Source organism: Flavivirga aquatica, assembly GCF_001747085.1.
In the GTDB taxonomy this organism is placed as follows: Bacteria; Bacteroidota; Bacteroidia; order Flavobacteriales; family Flavobacteriaceae; genus Algibacter_C; species Algibacter_C aquatica.
Map to the genome: position 1 here is coordinate 1,081,752 of NZ_MDJD01000054.1, position 16,989 is coordinate 1,098,740.

General features: G+C 30.5%; 13 protein-coding genes and 2 pseudogenes. 4 read left to right on the forward strand and 11 right to left on the reverse strand.

From position 1 onward, the window contains the following. Positions 1-29: 29 nt before the first annotated feature. Both def and A8C32_RS18850 read left to right on the forward strand, forming a co-directional pair. Positions 30-653, forward strand: coding sequence for a peptide deformylase (def, locus tag A8C32_RS18845; RefSeq protein ID WP_069831929.1), 624 nt, complete (start codon positions 30-32; stop codon positions 651-653). A gap of 190 nt (positions 654-843) precedes the next feature. After that, a pseudogene (locus tag A8C32_RS18850) lies at positions 844-1,842 on the forward strand (IS256 family transposase); the annotation flags it as partial. 21 nt (positions 1,843-1,863) lie between these two features. On the opposite strand, the gene A8C32_RS18855 reads toward A8C32_RS18850, so the two are convergent. Continuing rightward, positions 1,864-2,999 (reverse strand): IS3 family transposase gene (locus A8C32_RS18855; protein ID WP_240491787.1). Its coding sequence is split into 2 segments (ribosomal slippage): positions 1,864-2,795 and positions 2,795-2,999, totalling 1,137 coding nucleotides; the frame shifts between segments, so codons are not numbered across the junction. Positions 3,000-3,091: 92 nt separating this feature from the next. On the opposite strand from A8C32_RS18855, the pseudogene A8C32_RS20120 reads away from it, so the two are divergent. Then, positions 3,092-3,304, forward strand: a pseudogene (locus tag A8C32_RS20120) (transposase); the annotation flags it as partial. A gap of 255 nt (positions 3,305-3,559) precedes the next feature. Here the strand turns inward: A8C32_RS20120 and argS are convergent. Beyond that, the gene (gene argS / locus A8C32_RS18860; RefSeq protein ID WP_069831931.1) at positions 3,560-5,344 is read right to left on the reverse strand and encodes an arginine--tRNA ligase; all 1,785 of its coding nucleotides are present in this window, start codon (positions 5,342-5,344) and stop codon (positions 3,560-3,562) included. 419 nt (positions 5,345-5,763) lie between these two features. On the opposite strand from argS, the gene A8C32_RS18865 reads away from it, so the two are divergent. Next, on the forward strand, positions 5,764-7,806 hold the full coding sequence (locus A8C32_RS18865; RefSeq protein WP_069831932.1) for a tetratricopeptide repeat-containing sensor histidine kinase: 2,043 nt from the start codon (positions 5,764-5,766) through the stop codon (positions 7,804-7,806). A 10-nt stretch (positions 7,807-7,816) separates the two neighbouring features. Here the strand turns inward: A8C32_RS18865 and ctlX are convergent, their stop codons facing one another. From ctlX to rpsK, 9 genes are all read right to left on the reverse strand, one after another. Beyond that, the gene (ctlX, locus tag A8C32_RS18870) at positions 7,817-8,755 is read right to left on the reverse strand and encodes a citrulline utilization hydrolase CtlX (RefSeq protein ID WP_069831933.1); all 939 of its coding nucleotides are present in this window, start codon (positions 8,753-8,755) and stop codon (positions 7,817-7,819) included. A 22-nt stretch (positions 8,756-8,777) separates the two neighbouring features. After that, the gene (locus tag A8C32_RS18875; RefSeq protein WP_069831934.1) at positions 8,778-9,692 is read right to left on the reverse strand and encodes a dimethylarginine dimethylaminohydrolase family protein; all 915 of its coding nucleotides are present in this window, start codon (positions 9,690-9,692) and stop codon (positions 8,778-8,780) included. Positions 9,693-9,845: 153 nt separating this feature from the next. Then, on the reverse strand, positions 9,846-11,132 hold the full coding sequence (locus tag A8C32_RS18880) for a citrate synthase (RefSeq protein WP_069831935.1): 1,287 nt from the start codon (positions 11,130-11,132) through the stop codon (positions 9,846-9,848). A 174-nt stretch (positions 11,133-11,306) separates the two neighbouring features. Next, positions 11,307-12,599 (reverse strand): phosphopyruvate hydratase, encoded by a 1,293-nt coding sequence (eno, locus tag A8C32_RS18885; RefSeq protein ID WP_069831936.1) that lies wholly within the window; start codon positions 12,597-12,599, stop codon positions 11,307-11,309. Positions 12,600-12,757: 158 nt separating this feature from the next. Then, positions 12,758-13,861, reverse strand: coding sequence for a glutamine-hydrolyzing carbamoyl-phosphate synthase small subunit (carA, locus tag A8C32_RS18890; RefSeq protein WP_069831937.1), 1,104 nt, complete (start codon positions 13,859-13,861; stop codon positions 12,758-12,760). Between the two features lie 172 nt (positions 13,862-14,033). Next, entirely contained in the window at positions 14,034-14,510 is a 477-nt protein-coding gene (gene rplQ, locus A8C32_RS18895) for a 50S ribosomal protein L17 (RefSeq protein WP_069831938.1), read from the reverse strand. A 151-nt stretch (positions 14,511-14,661) separates the two neighbouring features. Next, positions 14,662-15,654: a DNA-directed RNA polymerase subunit alpha gene (locus A8C32_RS18900; protein WP_069831939.1), complete on the reverse strand. Its 993-nt coding sequence runs from the start codon at positions 15,652-15,654 to the stop codon at positions 14,662-14,664. Positions 15,655-15,748: 94 nt separating this feature from the next. Further along, positions 15,749-16,354, reverse strand: a complete 606-nt coding sequence (gene rpsD, locus A8C32_RS18905) for a 30S ribosomal protein S4 (protein ID WP_069831940.1) — start codon at positions 16,352-16,354, stop codon at positions 15,749-15,751. 194 nt (positions 16,355-16,548) lie between these two features. Then, positions 16,549-16,932, reverse strand: a complete 384-nt coding sequence (rpsK, locus tag A8C32_RS18910) for a 30S ribosomal protein S11 (RefSeq protein WP_069831941.1) — start codon at positions 16,930-16,932, stop codon at positions 16,549-16,551. Positions 16,933-16,989 lie beyond the last annotated feature (57 nt).

Consider the following 16,989-nt stretch of genomic DNA (forward strand, 5'->3'; position numbering starts at 1 on the left):
AAATTGGTTTTTAATTATTTCATATGCTTATGAAAAACTTTGCTTTTTTAATTCTTATACTGCTTTTAATTTCAGCTTGTTCAAGCTCGAAAAGTGCCTTTAAAAACACTTTTTCTCCCAAAGAAATTCATTTAATTTCTAATGGTGATAACTTAAAACCTATGCGAATTTATAAAATAACGAATAAGAAAGACTCTCTTTTACTTAGAACAAAAAGTACTTATATAAAACCTAACCTCAATAACCCAATTTTAAAAAACTTTGTAAAAAGGCTTTACGCCACAGTTAGGGATAGTATGTCTATGGGGATTGGTATAGCTGCTCCTCAAGTTGGTATTTTAAAAAATATTATTTGGGTACAACGTTTTGATAAAAAAAATTTTCCGTTTGAAGTGTACTTAAACCCAAAAATTATCAAATATTCAGAAAAAAAACAAACATATAGAGAAGGCTGTTTATCTATCCCCAACAGAACAGATACTTTGAATAATAGATCTCATAGTATTTCAATAGAATATGATACCATGAATAGTATACATAAAACAGAAACAATCGAAGGCTTTACAGCTATTATCTTCCAGCATGAAATAGATCACTTAAATGGTATTTTGTATTTAGACCATTTAGAGAAAGACATTAGAGACTCTAAATAAGAAAGAAAATATATTTTTCTTATAAAACATATTAATTATACTACATATAAATCGAGCTAGCCTAAGAGCAGCTCGATAATTAATTAAGGGAAATATTGGCATTATCTCATAAACTGTGTAAGTTTTAAAAACTCAGATAAATAATTTAGCTGAGATTTTTTTATTGATTAATTTTAAATTTTACACAGAAATGAAACCAGAAGATTTATTAAACGACGATTTTTTAAAACAATTTAAAAACGGACCAGAACTAACCAGCTTTTTAGAAGAGCTTCACAAACGCGGTGTAGAAAAGATTTTAGAAGGAGAACTTGATGCGCATTTAGACTATGCAAAGCATCAAAAAAGTAAATCTATTAATCTTAGAAATGGTTATTCTAAAAAGAAACTAAAAACTACTTTAGGCGAAACAGAAATACAAGTACCTCGTGATCGTGATAGCTCTTTTAACCCAATGATAGTAAAGAAAAGAGAAAGTACATCCCAAGGCATTGAAAACATTATTATATCTCTTTATGCCAAGGGTATGAGCAATAGTGATATTGAAGAGCAAATACGAGAACTTTACGATTTTAACATCTCCACAAGTACTATCTCTAGAATCACAGATAGTATAACTAATGACATTATTTCTTGGAAAAACAGACCCTTAGAAGCTACCTATTTAATTGTTTGGATGGACGGTATTGTTTTTAAAGTTAGAGAAAACTCTAAAGTAATAAATAAGACCATTTACATTGCAGTTGGACTTAGAACAGATGGTAAAAAAGAAGTATTAGGCCTATGGTTAGGAAAAAACGAATCCTCCGCCTTTTGGATGAGTGTTTTAACCGATATAAAAGCTAGAGGTACACAAGATATATTAATAACAGCAACCGATAATCTAAACGGATTTACAGATACCATAAAAACCATTTTCCCAAACTCTGTAACTCAAATATGTGTAGTACACCAAATTAGAAACTCCTGTCGTTACGTAGTCTGGAAAGATAAAAAAGAATTTACCAGAGACATGAAACAAATCTATACAGCTCCAACAAAAGAAGCTGCAAAAGCAGCATTAGAAGATTTTAAAAATAAATGGAACTCTAAATATTCTTATGCTATTAGAAGTTGGCAAAACAACTGGGATGAACTTAATGTATTCTTCGACTTTCCGATAGAAATAAGAACTATTATTTGGAGTTCCTAGTAAATTTGGTAGTATTTTTTAAGCGACTTTTTTATATTTTTTCATTCTGATTTTGAGTTCCATTTCTGCCGGTGTTAAATAGCCAATACTAGAATGTAACCTTTCATAATTGTACCAATTTATATAATTTTCGATAATTTTATGAGCGAATAATCTACTTTTGAATACATATCTATTAGTGCATTCATATTTAAGTGTTTTAAAAAAAGATTCCGCCACGGCATTATCCCAACAATTTCCTTTTCTACTCATAGATTGAGTAATTTTGAGATTACTTGTAAACAGATTTTTCATTTTGTTAGAAGCATATTGTACACCTCGGTCAGAGTGAAAAACGTGATTTAAGGTTATTTGTCTGATTTGTATTGCTTTTAACCAAGTTTTGTAAACCGTATTTTCAGTGGTCATGTCATCACTTAATGTCCATGCAACGATTTTTCTATCAGCTAAATCTAATATTGTCGTAACATAATTCCATTTCCCAGCTATTTGAATATAGGTAATATCGGATACCCATTTTTCACCTAATTCTGTACTGTCAAAATTTCTATTTAATATATTTTTAGTAATGGGAAAATGATGATTAGAATCAGTAGTATTTACTCTAAATTTTTTAGGGTGTATACTTTTAATTTTCAATTGTTTCATCAGATAAGCAACATAAGAGCGATGTAAAATAACTCCCTCTCTTTCCTGTTGCTTTTGAATACGAATTGAACCGTAGGTTTTTCTACTAGCTTCCCAAACTTGTTGAATTCGTTTTTTATAAAAACTTGTTTTTGATTTCGGTTTAAGCTTATCCTTAGTTCTTAACCAGTTATAGTAAGAATTAACACTTACTTCCATACATTTACACATCTTCTCAACAACATAGGTTTTTGAGTTTCGTTTTATAAACTCATATCTTATTTGTCTCTCACGGAGAAGATGCTTACTGCCTTTTTTAAGATATCTCGCTCTTCTTGAGCATCTTTTAATTGCTTTTTAAGCGCTTTGATCTCTTTTTCGTAAGCAAGGATAGATTCATCTTTAAAAGCGCCAGTCTCTGTTTTAAATTCTTTGAGCCACCTGTAAACGGTCGCTTTTTTTAAATTGTATTCTTCGCATATTTCTTCTACGCTTTTAGGTTCGTCGAGCGATAGTAAATCTACAATCGTTTGTTTAAATTCTTTGTCGTAATTAGATCATAAGTAAGTAAATTTAAGATTTATTCGCTTAAATAATCCTACCAGCTAAACTAGACATTCCAATTTATACAACTAATCTTATTGAAAATCTCAATGGCAAGATTAGAAAATACACTAAAAATAAACTCTCATTCCCAACGGATGAAGCTGTAATGAAATCAGTTTATTTAGCATTAAGAGAAAGTACTAAAAAATGGACTATGCCTATTAGAAATTGGGGCATTATTCTAAATCAATTTTTAGCTATATTTGAAAACAGGATTAAATTATAAATAATCTAATCCTGAGTTTTTTTAACTTACACAGATTTTAGGATAGTGTCGAAATATTAAATACTTAATAAATAGTTTATTATTCGTTCTCAAACACAACTTCATTCAAAAAAAGGATAGTCAGTATAACCTCTATGATCTCCTCCATAAAACATTTTCATATCCCAACACATTCTATTAGGTGTATTTTGCTTAAAACACTCTGGTAAATCAGGATTAGCGATAAAGAAACCTCTAATTTAATAGTAGAACAAATTACATACGCTCAGGAACTTGAATACCTAGTAAACTAAAACCGTTTTTTATAGTATTAGCTACTGTAGTAGAAAGCTGAACTCTAAACGTCTTTTCATTATCATTATCTGCTCCAAGAATAGATACATTTTGATAAAAAGAGTTAAATTCTTTTACTAAATCGTAAGTGTAATTAGCTATTAAAGCAGGACTGTGGTTTTCGGCTGCATTTTGAACAACCTCTGGAAATAATTGAATTTGTTTGATAAGCTCTCTTTCCTTATCATGAAGTAAAGAATCTGTTGCATTTAAAACAATATTAGAATCTACATCTGCTTTTCTTAAAATAGACTGAATTCTAGCATAGGTATACTGTATAAATGGCCCAGTATTCCCTTGAAAATCAATAGACTCTTTAGGATCGAATAAAATACGTTTTTTAGGATCTACTTTTAGTATGTAATATTTTAGAGCTCCTAAACCTATAGTCTTATAAAGTTCTTCTTTTTCTTCACCTGAATAGCCATCAAGTTTCCCTAATTCTTCAGAAATCTCTCCTGCTGTTTTTGCCATATCAGCTATTAAATCATCAGCATCAACAACAGTTCCTTCTCTACTTTTCATTTTTCCACTAGGCAAATCCACCATACCATAACTTAAATGATATAAGTTTTTAGCCCAATCGAATCCTAATTTCTTCAGAATTAAAAACAATACTTGAAAATGATAATCTTGCTCATTTCCAACGGTATAAACCATACCTCCTACATCTGGAAAATCTTTTATACGTTGTATAGCCGTACCAATATCTTGGGTCATATAAACCGATGTCCCATCTGCACGTTGTACTATTTTTTTATCTAATCCATCTTCCGTTAAATCACACCAAACAGAACCATCCTCTTCTTTATGAAAAACACCCGATTTTAACCCTTCCGTTACAAGCTCTTTTCCTAATAAATAAGTATCACTTTCATAATGCAAAATGTCGAAATCAACCCCTAAATTTTTATAACTTTCATCAAAACCTTTATACACCCATCCATTCATCATTTTCCATAAAGCAACAGTTTCTTCATCACCTGCTTCCCATTTTAAAAGCATTTTTTGAGCTTGTAGTAAAATTGAAGCATTCTTTTTGGCTTCCGCTTCTGTACTACCTTCCTCAATTAAACTTTGAATTTCTTTCTTATATTCTTGATCAAACTTTACATAGTAATTGCCTACCAATTTATCTCCCTTCAAACCTGTGTTTTCTGGAGTTTCATTATTACCAAACAATTTCCATGCTAACATACTTTTACATATATGTATACCTCTATCGTTTATAATTTGAGTTTTATAAACTTTTTTACCTGATGCTTTTATTATTTCGGCAACACTATACCCTAAAAGGTTATTTCTTATATGCCCTAAATGCAGTGGTTTATTAGTGTTTGGTGAAGAATACTCTACCATAACGGCCTTCTCTTCTGTATTTGGAGATATAAATCCATAAGTCTCTTTATCTTTAATACTGTTAAAAAAGTTTATATAATAAGAATCATTTATTTCTACATTTAAAAAACCTTTTACAACATTAAATGCTTTTACATCATCTACCTTTTCTACTAAATAGTTCCCAATAGTTTCTCCAATTTGTACTGGATTTCCTTTAATAAAACGTAGCATTGGAAAAATAACAACCGTAATATCTCCTGCAAACTCTTTTCTAGTTGCCTGAAATTCTACTGTTTCTAATTCTATACTAAAATTTTCTTTTACTGCTTTCTTAACGTAATTTGATAAGGTATCCTGAAGATTCATTTTTTGTCTTGGTATTATAAGCTGACAAAGATAGAACTTTTATTAATTTTTTAAATAAAATAGACAAGACTTAATTGCTCTATTCTGAATATCAAATAAAATTTAAAATTTAAAAAAGAAGCTTTCTTTTTTCTCATAAAGAGGTTCTTTTTCTATGATTTTTGCCGTTAATCTATTAATCGATTTTTACTGTATTTTTCTTACAACATTTCAACTAATTTATTGGTATTAAAACGCAGAAATTAGATTTTGGCTAGTCTTTTTCCAACTTTTGTTTATGTAAAAGCTATTAATCCACTCATTTGGATAGACTTAAAAACTAACAAATGGTTATTACTTGATAAAAACAGTCTTATTTCTCTCAACTTAAGACAACTCTCAAACTAATGTTTTATCACGTATTATAACCTACGTGTTGTATGAGGAAAGTAATAACATTAATTGTATATTTATTTATATCAATTAGTTTTTCGCAAACTAATGATATAGACAGTCTTTCTATACAATTAGCTTACCAAAATCAAGATTCTTTAAAAGTAGATACATCTTTAAAGCTTATAAAATCACTTTATAAAATTAATGATTATGATAGAGCTCTAAAGTATATCATTGAAAGTGAAAAACTTTCTCTTAACCTAAATTATAAAAAAGGTATTGCAGAAATCACCTATTACAAGGCTTTAATTTATGCTCAAAAAAACGATTATATAAACGCTACTAGTGGATACACCAAATCGAAAGCCCTTTATACTGCTTTAAAAGATACACTAGGGATAGCAAAAGTTAATAATGGAATAGGTTTAATTGAAATAAAGAGAGGTAATTATGCCAAAGGTTTACAATTTTCTCTTGCTGCTATTAACGAATTAGAAAAACGACACCTTATAAGTGATCTTAATTTAGCTTATAGTAACTTAGCTAAGGCTTATTACAATGTTAACGCTTATGAAAAAGCTTTAGAAAATTATTTAAAAGCTTTAGAAAATCAAGAACAATTAAATGATGAAATAGGTATTAATGAATCTCATAGTAAATTAGCAGAACTTTACTCATTAAAAAATGAGCATAGAAAAGCTATAGAATATTATGAAAAAATTATAGATAGAAATACATCCAATAAAGATTCTATTAATGGTTCTGTATTTCCTAAATTAGGTGGGGAATATTTAAAATTCAATGATTATAACAACGCTACCAAATACCTTGTTAAAGGTTTAAATATTAACAGACGTAGAAATAGCAAAAAGGATTTATTAATAGCCTTAAATAATTTAGGAGACCTTAACTTACAACAGGATCGATTAGTTGTAGCCGAAAAACAACTTCTTGAAGCTGGTGATATAGCTAAAAGCATTGACAATAAAACAGAATTACTTAAGCATTACAAGTTAATGAAATCTCTGGATTCCACAAAGGAGCGATTTGATAAAGCTTTTCTATGGCAACGCGAATATTACGACCTCAAGAGTAAACTTAATAGAATTGAGAAAAGCACACAAAAACCTATAGAACTAGAGTTAAATCCTGATTTTGATAAAACAACTACTAATATAAATGACGTACCTATTAGTAGATCGCAACCAGAAGAAAATCCCAATAAATTTAATTTAATTTTTTATGGATTACTAGCTGCCTTAACTATTGTGTCTACCTTTTTAATTTTAATTTACTTAAAAAGAAATAACAATATTAAATATACTCAAGAACTTGAAGAAAAGAATATTAAAATTGAATTACAAAACGAAGCTTTTTCTGAACAAACAAAACATCTTGAGAATGTTAACAATGTAAAGGATAAATTATTTTCTATTGTATCGCATGATTTAAAAGATTCTCTTTCTTCAATTAATGGTTTTATAGATTTACTAAAAGATGGCTCTTTATCTAGAGAAGAATTTGATAATTTAATTCCTGAATTAAGTGAAAATGCAAATAATGCATCATTACTTTTATTTAATTTACTAAACTGGTCTAAATCGCAAATGCAATCTTTAGAGCCCAAACCTAGCCTATTTGATATTCAAGAAGTTTTTGAAAATAAGGTGAAACTTATTGAACAACGTATAGAAAATAAAGGCATCTCATTAATAGACCATTCTTTACGTGATTTTGCTTATGCAGATAGGAGTATGTTTGAAATTGTTGTTCAAAATTTACTAGCAAATGCCTTAAAGTTTTGTAAAAATGGAGATACCATTACGATTTCAAATCATATTAGCAATGGAAGTTGCATTATAAGCGTTGCAGATACTGGTATTGGCATTTCTAAAGATAATATAGAAAAGCTATTTCAGAACAGCTCATATACAACTGTAGGCACTAACAATGAAAAAGGCACTGGTTTAGGACTTTCTATTTGTAAAGAATTAGTAGAATTAAATAATGGTAAAATCTGGGTAGAAAGCAAAAAAGATGTGGGTAGTACGTTTTATGTACAACTACCCAAATCTAAACCATCTTAAATAATTAAAATTAAGTATTTTTTGGTAAAAATACTTCTGCCATCATACAACGAGCGCTACCTCCTCCACATGCTTCAATAGTATCTAAAGAGCTCGATAATATTTTTGTATGCATTTCAAGCGAATTAATTTGCGACTTTGTTAAAGCATTATATGCGGCTTGACTCATAATTAAATGAGGCGTATCATTTGTTCCTTTTACTTGTAACATGTTACCAGCAAAATTATTCACCTGTTCTTCCGTAATATCTATAATTTCTTTTTCGTCTTCTTTTAAATGATTGATAATATTCTTGCGCTCTTTTTTATCATCAATACTACTTAAACAAATCACAGCAAAAGTCTCTCCCAAACACATCATAACATTTGTATGGTAAATTGCTTTACGCTCTCCATTAGTGGTTTGATTTGCTGTAAAAACAACTGGAGTATATTCAAAATCTTCGCAAAATTCTATAAATAAATCTTCTTCTGCTCGTGGTGATAAAGCACAATAAGCTTTACGATTTACACGATCTAATATAAGACTCCCTGTTCCTTCTAGAAAAACATGTTCTGCTTCAGCATTGGTATAATCTATTATATTATTTATAGTAAAACCTTTTGTTTCTATAGTTTCTAAAATATCTTCTCGACGCTCTAAACGCCTATTTTCTGCAAACATAGGATACAACCCCACATTTCCATTTTCATGAAAAGACACCCAATTATTAGGGAAAATAGAATCTGGTGTATCTGTTTCTAAAGTATCATCTACCACAATAACATTCACTCCTATACTTCTAAGTTTTTCTACATACGCATCAAACTCCTGTTGTGCTTTAGCGTTTACAGTTTCTGGTAATACATTATCTAACACTTTTTGATAATAATTATTCACTGCTGTTTGCTCATTCATCCTAAAATTTACTGGACGAATCATTAAAATAGTATTTGTAATTTGCTGCATTGTGTTCAAAATTATATATAAATTAATCTCTTATCAAAGGCATCGTAGTGCAACGTAATAAACCTTCTTGTTTAGATATTTCTGCATAAGGAACTTCTTCAACTGTAAAACCCTGCTCTCGTAACCATGTATTTAGCCTTGTAAAATTCTTTTCTGAAATTATAACTTCTTCAGATATTGAAAATATGTTACTATTCATATTATACATCTCATCTTTAGTAATTTCAAATATATTTTCCTTTCCAAAAAAATCAACTAACCATTCATATTCACTTTCAACTAAAAACCCATTTTTATGTATAATTGCTTTATCTTTTCCTACAGGTTGAAAACAACAATCTAAATGCAATGCATTCTCTTTAGCATTTGTATTTGATTTTCTAAGTTCAAATGATTTCACCGTTTTCTCAGGAAAAAGTTCTTGAATAGCTATCACTGCGTCCATGTTCGTTCTAGCAGTTATATAGTCTGGATAATCTTCACCAGAATAAGTACCAATAAAAATATAATCATTCCAAGGCATAACATCTCCCCCTTCTACATGACACTCTTCTGGTAAAACAATTCTATTTTCATCTTTTATTTGATTCCAAACTGACTCAATAGCCTCAATTTCTTTTTCTCTGTCTGGTAAAATATTAGCCCTAATAATTTTCTCTTCTATCACAAAAGCAATATCTCTTGAAAATATTTGATTGCAATCTTCAATAATTTTGGGTCTAAAAACAGTTACGTCATATTTTTTAAAAACTTCAGCTACCGCTTCCATTTCCAAAATCATATCCAATTCCTTAGGGTATGTTCCTGCTAAAACATGTTCAACACTCTTCGGGTCATAACAATCTTCAACTTTCGGTGTTGGACCGTTACTTTTTGCTGTTCCAAGAACCACTGCACGCAATCTAGATGTTTCGTTTTTGATATTTAATTCTAACATACCTAATATCTAAAAAATGTTTAATTATTAATGAGCCAAAACTAATAATAATTAAACAATTTTTACATTATTCTAAAAAATATTGCTTTATAAAAAAGAAAAGTTTCATGAATAAACATGAAACTTAACAATATTATAAAATTATGTTAAATTTTATCTTTCTTCAATTGACACAAAAGCTCTTTCTGTTTCTCCTGTATAAATCTGTCTTGGTCTTCCAATTGGCTCTTTACGTAAACGCATTTCTCTCCACTGTGCAATCCAACCTGGTAAACGACCTAGAGCAAACATTACTGTAAACATATCTGTAGATATGCCCATGCCTCTATATATGATTCCTGAATAAAAATCTACATTAGGATACAATTTTCTGTCTACAAAATATTGATCCTCTAATGCCTCTTTTTCAAGACCTTTAGCTATATCCAAAATAGGATCTTCAATACCTAAATTTCCTAACACTTCATCTGCTGCTTTTTTAATAATCTTAGCACGCGGATCAAAGTTTTTATATACACGATGTCCAAAGCCCATTAAACGGAATGGATCATTTTTATCCTTAGCCTTAGCCATATACTTCTTAGTATCCCCACCATCTTCTTTAATAGCTTCTAACATTTCTAACACAGCTTGGTTAGCTCCACCATGTAATGGCCCCCAAAGTGCAGAAATTCCAGCCGAAATTGAAGCAAATAATCCAGCATGTGATGAACCTACTATTCTTACTGTAGAAGTCGAACAGTTTTGCTCATGATCTGCATGCAAAATTAAAAGCTTATCTAAAGCATCTACTAAAATTTTACTTTGAGTATAATCTCCATTAGGCTTTTTAAACATCATCTTTAAAATATTCTCAACATACCCTAAAGAATTATCTCCATAATCAAGTGGTAAACCTTGTTTTTTACGAAGTGTCCATGCTACTAACACAGGAAACTTTCCTAAGATTCTTACTACTGATTTGTACATTTCTTCCTCAGAATCTACATTAACCGAAGATGGATTAAATGCAGTTAACGCACTTGTCAAAGACGATATAACACCCATTGGATGTGCCGATTTAGGAAAAGCATCTAATATCTTTTTTATATCCTCGTCTACGATAGACTGTGCTTTTATATCTGAATGAAATTTTTCGTTTTGTTCTTTTGTTGGAAGCTCTCCAAAAATCAAAAGGTAAGCTACTTCTAAAAAATCAGCTTTTTCTGCTAATTCTTCTATAGAATAACCCCTATATCTCAAAATACCTTTTTCACCATCTAAAAAAGTAACGGCGCTTTGGCAAGAGCCTGTATTTTTATAACCTGGATCTATAGTAATTACGCCACCTGTAGCTCCCCTAAGCTTGGTAATATCTATTGCAACTTCATTTTCTGTTCCTTCTACTAAAGGGAATTCATTTTTTTGACCGTTTATTTCTAAGGTAGCAGTATTCGCCATATGTTTGAGAAATTTATTTATTTTTATTGGATTGCTAATTTACGAAATCTCTTAGTATTTATAAAGGCTTATAACAAAGATTTAATCAATTAGTATATTGTTAAAATTAATGATAAAAAAAAGCGATTATTAAAATTAATAATCGCTTTTTTTATAAAAATTCAATCGAACTTTTTATTTTATTTTAAATGCATTCTCCTGTGGAAAATAAGCAACTTCACCTAATTCTTCTTCAATACGAAGTAATTGATTGTATTTAGCCATACGATCACTACGAGAAGCAGAACCCGTTTTTATTTGTCCGCAATTTAATGCTACAGCTAAATCTGCAATAGTATTATCCTCAGTTTCACCAGATCGGTGAGACATTACAGATGTATAACCTGCATTATGAGCCATGTTTACAGCTGCAATAGTTTCAGTTAATGTTCCAATCTGGTTTACTTTAATTAATATTGAATTTGCAATACCTTCTTTAATACCGCGAGATAAACGCTCTACGTTAGTAACAAATAAATCATCACCGACTAATTGTACTTTATCACCAATTTTTTCAGTTAAATATTTCCAACCAGCCCAATCATTTTCATCCATACCATCTTCAATAGAAATGATTGGATATTTAGCAGCTAATTCAGCTAAATAATCTGCTTGCTCTTCACTTGTTCTAATAACTCCAGAATCACCTTCAAATTTCTTGTAATCATATTTTCCATCTACAAAAAATTCAGCAGCAGCACAATCTAAAGCAATCTTGATATCATCACCAAAAGTGTAACCTGCATTAGTTACAGCAAGTTTAATAGAATCTAAAGCATCTTCTGTACCTCCTTCTAAGTTTGGAGCAAATCCTCCTTCATCACCAACAGCTGTACTTAAACCACGGTCATGTAATACTTTTTTAAGATTATGGAAAATTTCTGTCCCCATTTGCATAGCATGAGTAAAGTTTTTAGCCTTAACAGGCATAACCATAAATTCTTGAAATGCAATAGGTGCATCACTATGAGAACCTCCGTTAATGATATTCATCATTGGAACAGGTAATGTATTAGCAGAAACTCCGCCAACGTAACGATATAATGGTAAACCTAACTCTCCTGCTGCTGCTTTAGCTACAGCTAAAGAAACGCCTAAAATAGCGTTAGCTCCTAATTTTGATTTATTTGGAGTTCCATCTAAATCAATCATTATTTTATCAATTAGGTTTTGTTCGAATACAGAAACACCTAATAATTCTTGAGCAATTATAGAATTTACATTATCAACGGCTTTCGAAACGCCTTTACCCATATATGCATCACCACCATCACGTAACTCTACCGCTTCATGTTCTCCTGTTGATGCTCCTGATGGTACAGCAGCTCTACCTAATATATCATTTTCAGTTACAACATCTACTTCTACAGTAGGGTTTCCTCTTGAATCTAGAATTTGTCTTGCGTGGATATTAATTATAACACTCATAGTCTGGTTTATTTTAAACTTTTTAATATGTCAAATTTACGGCTAAATCTTATTTGTTTTTAGATGTTCTTTAAGAAATAAACAAAAAAACATCTATAACGTTTTAGTTAACCTAAACCTCAAGAATAGACTAGTATCCTTAAGGTTTATATATAATTTTATTTTTTGATATTTTGAATAAATTGATCAAATAAATATGATGAATCATGCGGTCCTGGACTTGCTTCTGGATGGTATTGCACCGAAAAACAATTTTTATTTTTCATCGCCAAACCTGCAACTGTATTATCATTTAAATGTACATGTGTAATCTCTAAATCTGGATGCGATTCTGCTTCTTCTCTATTAACTGCAAATCCATGGTTTTGAGATGTTATTTCACCTTTGCCTGTAATAAGATTTTTAACAGGGTGATTAATTCCTCTATGCCCATTATGCATCTTATATGTAGAAATTCCATTCGCTATTGCAATAACCTGATGCCCCAGACAAATACCAAATAATGGTAAATCTCTCTTTATAATCTCTTTAGCTACTTCTTGAGCACTTACTAAAGGTTCTGGATCCCCTGGTCCATTTGATAAGAAATAACCATCTGGTTTAAATGCTTCTAAATCCTCAAACTTTGCATCATAAGGAAACACTTTTATATAAGCATCTCTTTCTGCTATGTTTCTAAGAATGTTCTTTTTAATTCCAATATCCAAAGCTGCAACTCTATATGTGGCATTTTCATTTCCAAAAAAATAAGGTTCTTTAGTAGATACTTGAGATGCCAGTTCTAAACCTTCCATCTTAGGCACTTCAGCCAATTGTTTTTTTAACCCTTCGATATTATCAACTTCTGTAGAAATAACAGCATTCATAGCTCCGTTATCTCTAATGTAGCTTACCAAAGCTCTGGTATCTACATCAGATATCGCTAATAAGTTATTTTTATCCAGAAAATCTTCTAACGAACTATCCGCTATATCTCTAGAATATTCATAACTAAAATTTTTAACTATAAGCCCAGCAATTTTAATTGAATCTGACTCAATCTCATCTACATTTGTTCCGTAATTACCAATATGTGCATTAGTAGCTACCATTAATTGTCCAAAATAAGAAGGGTCTGTAAAAATCTCTTGATATCCAGTCATACCAGTGTTAAAACAGACTTCTCCAAAAGAAGTTCCTTGCTTATTACCTACTGCTTTACCGTAAAAAACGGTACCATCTGCTAGAAGTACGATGGCTTTTTGTCTTTTTTGATATTTCATCTATGTGCTAATATTTTTTTCAATATTATATGAGTATTCTGTAATCTTTTCTATACAGTAAAACTTATAGCTGTGAATCTTTCATATTAATTTGAAAAGTTTAACAAAATTGCATAAAAAAAAGGATAAACTAAAATAGTTTATCCTTTATATTTTAAATGCTTATTAACATTTATTCTTCTTCTTCGTTTGTTGCTTTAGCCTCTACAACAGGAGCAACAGCTGGTTTAGAACCACCTCTTCTACTTCTTCTTGTAGTTTTCTTCTTAGCCTTATCTGCATTGTAAATTTCATTGTAATCTACAAGCTCTATCATAGCCATATCTGCATTATCTCCTAAACGATTTCCAAGTTTAATAATTCTTGTATATCCTCCTGGTCTATCTGCAACTTTAGCAGCAACATCTCTAAACAATTCGGCAACTGCTTCTTTTTGTCTAAGGCGAGCCATCACAATACGTCTGTTATGCGTTGTATCTTCTTTAGACTTAGTAATCATTGGCTCTACAAATTGTTTTAGAGCTTTTGCTTTAGCTACAGTTGTATTAATACGCTTATGTTCAATTAATGAACATGCCATATTAGCCAGCATTGACTTTCTGTGAGCAGTTTTTCTACCTAAATGGTTTACTTTTTTTCCGTGTCTCATGACTTTTGTTTTATCATCTTGCTACCATACTCTTTTAATAGAGGAGCAAAATATGATTAATTAATTCTAGTTGATCTTTTTGGTTATATCGTCTAAATGAAGATTAGAAATCCTAAGCTATACATTTACATTTACAACCTAAAATCCTTTACTAGTCTTTATCTAATTTATATTTGCTTAAATCCATTCCGAAATTTAATCCTTTAACATTTACAAGCTCTTCAAGCTCTGTTAAAGATTTTTTACCAAAATTTCTAAATTTCATTAAATCATTTTTATTGAATGATACTAAATCACCTAAAGTATCAACTTCAGCAGCTTTTAAACAATTAAGTGCACGTACAGATAAATCCATATCGATTAACTTAGTCTTAAGCAACTGTCTCATATGAAGTGATTCTTCATCATAAGTTTCAGTTTGCGCAATTTCATCCGCTTCTAATGTAATTCGCTCATCAGAGAATAACATAAAGTGGTGAATTAAAGTTTTAGCACCTTCAGTTAAAGCATCTTGTGGAGTAATAGAACCATCTGTAATGATTTCAAAAACTAATTTTTCATAATCAGTTTTTTGCTCAACACGATAATTTTCAATACTATACTTAACGTTTTTTATAGGTGTATAAATTGAATCTGTAAAAATTGTCCCTATTGGTGCAGCAGCTTTTTTATTTTCTTCTGCAGGTACATAACCTCTACCTTTTTCAATAGTGATTTCCATGTTAAAATTAACTTTAGGATCTAAGTTACAGATAACTAATTCTGTATTCAATACTTGGAATCCTGAAATAAACTTTTGAAAATCTCCAGCAACAATACGATCTTGACCAGAAATTGAAATTGAAATTGATTCATTATCAATATCTTCAATTTGTCTTTTAAAACGTACTTGTTTTAAATTCAAGATAATTTCTGTTACATCTTCAACCACACCAGCTATAGCTGAAAATTCATGATCTACTCCTTCTATTCTAACCGATGTAATTGCAAAACCTTCCAAAGAAGAAAGTAATACTCTTCTTAATGCATTACCTACTGTTAATCCGTAACCAGGTTCTAAAGGGCGAAATTCGAATTTCCCTTCAAAATCTGTTGAATCAATCATTATTACTTTGTCGGGCTTTTGAAAATTAAATACTGCCATACTTTCTTCGTTTTAATTGTTATTTAGTTGCGCGATCTAAAAGTTTGAAGAAGACTAATAGATCCTTTGGCCAAATACCAATATGATTAATTTATTATTTAGAATATAATTCTACTATGAATTGCTCGTTTATGTTTTCAGGAATTTGAATTCTTGCAGGTACAGAAACATAAGTTCCTTGCTTCGTGTCATCATTCCAAGTAATCCACTCATAAACATGACTTGAGTTTGAAAGAGATCTATCAATTGCCTCAAGTGATTTTGATTTTTCTCTAACCGCTACAACATCTCCTGCTTTTAAAGAATATGAAGGTATATTTACTAACTCTCCATTAACTGTAATGTGTCTGTGAGATACTAATTGTCTAGCACCACTTCTAGAAGGAGATATTCCCATTCTATATACCACATTATCTAATCTGGACTCACAAAGTTGTAATAAAACTTCACCTGTAATACCTTGTGCAGCTCTAGCCTTTTTAAATAACCCTCTAAATTGACGCTCTAATATACCATAAGTATATTTAGCTTTTTGCTTTTCCATTAATTGGATTGCATATTCAGATTTTTTTCCACGACGTCTAGCGTTACCGTGTTGACCTGGAGGGTAATTTCTTTTTTCAAAAGATTTATCATCTCCAAAAATAGCTTCGCCGAATTTACGTGCTATTTTAGTTTTAGGACCAGTATATCTTGCCATAATAAATTTGTTTTAAAGAGTGATTATGAATTAAGGTCTTAATCTTATCCTTCGATAATCATCGATCTCTTGTTTGATACTTGTTAATTATTTTTTCAGTTTGCAAATTTATACAAAAAATTAATACCATCTAAAATCAGATGATATTAATTTTTTAAAATTGCTTTATTTAAATCTCGTTAATTATAACTCGATTAAACTCTCCTACGTTTTGGAGGACGACATCCATTGTGTGGTAATGGAGTAACATCGATAATTTCTGTTACTTCTATACCTGCATTATGAATAGAACGAATAGCAGATTCTCTACCATTTCCTGGTCCTTTAACATATACTTTTACTTTCTTTAAGCCAGCTTCTTGAGCTACACGAGCAGCATCTTCAGCAGCTAATTGAGCAGCATAAGGTGTGTTTTTTTTGGAACCTCTGAATCCCATTTTACCAGCAGATGACCATGATATAACGTCACCTTTTTTGTTAGTAAGCGAAATAATAATGTTATTGAAAGAAGCTGTTACGTGTGCTTCTCCAACAGAGTCAACAATAACTTTACGTTTTTTTGTGCTTGTTTTTGCCATATTTTCTAGTACTTAGTTTTAGTGATAGTCGCTAGAATCCTAAACCTTATAATTTCA

Excerpts from the sequence above, each read along its gene's own strand:
- def (WP_069831929.1), top strand. The coding sequence starts at position 30 with ATGAAAAACTTTGCTTTTTTAATTCTTATACTGCTTTTAATTTCAGCT.
- argS (WP_069831931.1), bottom strand. The coding sequence starts at position 5,344 with ATGAATCTTCAGGATACCTTATCAAATTACGTTAAGAAAGCAGTAAAA.
- A8C32_RS18865 (WP_069831932.1), top strand. The coding sequence starts at position 5,764 with ATGAGGAAAGTAATAACATTAATTGTATATTTATTTATATCAATTAGT.
- ctlX (WP_069831933.1), bottom strand. The coding sequence starts at position 8,755 with ATGCAGCAAATTACAAATACTATTTTAATGATTCGTCCAGTAAATTTT.
- A8C32_RS18875 (WP_069831934.1), bottom strand. The coding sequence starts at position 9,692 with ATGTTAGAATTAAATATCAAAAACGAAACATCTAGATTGCGTGCAGTG.
- A8C32_RS18880 (WP_069831935.1), bottom strand. The coding sequence starts at position 11,132 with ATGGCGAATACTGCTACCTTAGAAATAAACGGTCAAAAAAATGAATTC.
- eno (WP_069831936.1), bottom strand. The coding sequence starts at position 12,599 with ATGAGTGTTATAATTAATATCCACGCAAGACAAATTCTAGATTCAAGA.
- carA (WP_069831937.1), bottom strand. The coding sequence starts at position 13,861 with ATGAAATATCAAAAAAGACAAAAAGCCATCGTACTTCTAGCAGATGGT.
- rplQ (WP_069831938.1), bottom strand. The coding sequence starts at position 14,510 with ATGAGACACGGAAAAAAAGTAAACCATTTAGGTAGAAAAACTGCTCAC.
- A8C32_RS18900 (WP_069831939.1), bottom strand. The coding sequence starts at position 15,654 with ATGGCAGTATTTAATTTTCAAAAGCCCGACAAAGTAATAATGATTGAT.
- rpsD (WP_069831940.1), bottom strand. The coding sequence starts at position 16,354 with ATGGCAAGATATACTGGTCCTAAAACTAAAATAGCACGTAAATTCGGC.
- rpsK (WP_069831941.1), bottom strand. The coding sequence starts at position 16,932 with ATGGCAAAAACAAGCACAAAAAAACGTAAAGTTATTGTTGACTCTGTT.